The 2,401-nt window shown below is 41.2% G+C and carries 2 protein-coding genes and 1 pseudogene; 1 reads left to right on the top strand and 2 read right to left on the bottom strand.

The window, feature by feature from the left end:
- A pseudogene (locus tag KQJ18_RS23365) lies at window positions 1-338 on the top strand (hypothetical protein); the annotation flags it as partial.
- A gap of 58 nt (window positions 339-396) precedes the next feature.
- Here KQJ18_RS23365 and KQJ18_RS23360 read toward each other — a convergent pair.
- Both KQJ18_RS23360 and KQJ18_RS24905 read right to left on the bottom strand, forming a co-directional pair.
- On the bottom strand, window positions 397-1,842 hold the full coding sequence (locus tag KQJ18_RS23360) for an SEFIR domain-containing protein (protein ID WP_216422874.1): 1,446 nt from the start codon (window positions 1,840-1,842) through the stop codon (window positions 397-399).
- A 351-nt stretch (window positions 1,843-2,193) separates the two neighbouring features.
- Window positions 2,194-2,379, bottom strand: a complete 186-nt coding sequence (locus tag KQJ18_RS24905; RefSeq protein WP_346014727.1) for a hypothetical protein — start codon at window positions 2,377-2,379, stop codon at window positions 2,194-2,196.
- Window positions 2,380-2,401: the final 22 nt, after the last annotated feature.

Below are 2,401 nucleotides of genomic sequence, written 5' to 3'. Positions count from 1 at the left end.
AAAGCGCCAAAGGTCCGGGCAACTTCCGCAATCTGTTTATGTATTCGCCCAATGGAAAAAAGGACGGCATCCAGATCATCCCGCTGTCAGAGGTTGCAGCAAAGGATGAGTTTTTGAACATCAAGAACGTAAGTCGTGACGACATGATGGCGGCGCACCGTGTGCCTCCTCAAATGATGGGGATTATGCCGAGCAATGTTGGGGGGTTTGGGGATGTTGAGAAGGCGAGTATGGTGTTCGTTCGGAATGAATTAATTCCACTACAACGTAGGTTTGAGGAATTAAATACATGGTTAGATACAGATATCATTTCATTCACCCCCTACACCCTTGATTAAGAAAAGAGCTAATACAGTTCATGTATTAGCTCCCATAATAACAGATTAAACAAAATATTTAATCTAGGGTATCCAGTTTATCCATATTCATAGCCTCCCAGAAGCTGGCATTAAAACTAAAATCAGACCAGCGAGAAACGCCGACTCTATCCATACCTTCTGTAATTGCCCGTCTTAAATCATCCGCAGACTTCACTCCAATAATCACTGCAAGTTTTTCGAAATACTTATGTCGAGTAGCTCTTAAAAAGAATGATGGAACTTCATAGTGACTACAGTAATGGTACGTTTGAGGATACCAACGTAAATCTTTGGTACTCAGAGCAAACATAAAGCTTAAAAGATCAGCCTGAATGATATCTTTAAATGGCAAGTCTTCTCTTGTCGCTTGCCTTTTCATTAATTCTGCAGCAGGAGACAGAAGTTTTCTTCCTTCTGGTGCTAGAACATCCTGCAATAATTCAGAGTAACCTCTTAACTCTGTATATCGGACGAAAGCATTTCGCCCCTGCCTTTGTAATGAAGGGTCTAAAAAAGAGGTTGTATAAATTTCGTGTATTACGCTATAGCATTCATTTTTAATTAAAGCAGCTATGACATATAAAAATAACTCACAAACAAATATATGCTGAGCTTCAAACCACGCATCATTCCAGCCACCTTGCATATCAGAAGGAACCGATCTAAGTTCCAACATTTTTTCAAATAAACTAATCAATGGTTCTACAATGGCATCTTCATTCGCGTATTCCGATTCAATCAATACCCAATCCACAATATAGTTTCTGATACTAAGCATTGCGGAGCTGTCTTCAATTATTTTGTTTGCTAAATAAACTCGCTGAGTGCTTTCCGGTTGTACTCTAGGCCGAAGATTATCTAGATATTCCCAGCATGAGTTTAAAAAATCGGTACGATATCCTCGAAGTCCCTTTTTGTCCTGGATAATGGCTTGCTTTAGAGTTTTTAATTTAGCTAAAGCCTCACTTGTAGGCATTGGCGAATTATCATCAAGATAACTTGGTTTCTTACCAAGCTTTGGCTTCTGCTCTAGAGGTTGTCCATTCAACAGTCTTATCAGTTTCTCCCAATTTTCATTGGTCTTTTCATCCGATGATAAATCAATCCATATTCTTGACCGCATGAACACTGGTAAATATGGTTCATTATTCTCATCAAGTTGGCATACAATTGGGATAAACTTAGATTGTTCAACTTTTGAATATACTTCTTGAGATATAATTTGAGATTCTGTACCTACTCCAGCTTTTCGCGCGTCTGCTTTTTCCGAATACAATTTATCACACATGACAAGAACATGCGTTACAGAAACATCAGCGATCATGCGTTCCATAAAGGCATTCTTGTCATGCCCTTCTTTAAGATCATAAATATCAATAATGACATCAACTCCGTCACTCAGTAAACGGTCAGCTATTTGCTGGATGTATTGCTTATGCGCTGGAGAACTCCAACTGTAAGAAATAAAGACTTTAGGTTGCATGCTATTCCCTCAAAAATCTCTAAATTTATTTCGCCGATAGTCGAACCTTGACTAGCAATTCAATTTAACATGCTAATGAAATTTGAAAATCCTTCAATAAATTTTATCAATCGTTAAGTGAAACTACACTATGTTACCTAGTAGCGCGCGCTCGTATCCCCGCCACGCCTGCCCGCTTTGTGTAGTGGTTTTCATGCAGGTGCATGACAGGCCGGAAAGCGCGCCTGCTCTGGCGGCCCCGACCCGTTGCGATCCTTTTTGGATCATGCGAATCCATGCACCATAGACATGCACTGCGTGCTCAAACCGCAGGATGCCATATGGGAGGGAGTTTCCCATGGTGCGGAATCACTAATGCGTACTCTCATCCTGCCCTACTCCATATTCATTCAGCCTGGTAACCAGATCGCTTGTCAGCTCCGACAGCCACGAAATCGCCACCTCCTTGTCGTCATCGCTACAATCTGAGCTGGCGACCAGCCGGGCTATAAGTTCTATCCGTTGCAATGCAAGTGACTCCATGAACAAATCGTTCACAACCCCCTCCCAATATTACTGT

The organism is Citrobacter sp. S55_ASV_140 (genome assembly GCF_018919505.1).
Classification (GTDB): domain Bacteria; phylum Pseudomonadota; class Gammaproteobacteria; order Enterobacterales; family Enterobacteriaceae; genus Citrobacter; species Citrobacter werkmanii.
This window is presented reverse-complemented; position numbering and strand designations above follow the sequence as displayed.

Coding starts and splice junctions, on each gene's coding strand:
- KQJ18_RS23360 (WP_216422874.1), bottom strand. CDS start 1,842: ATGCAACCTAAAGTCTTTATTTCTTACAGTTGGAGTTCTCCAGCGCAT.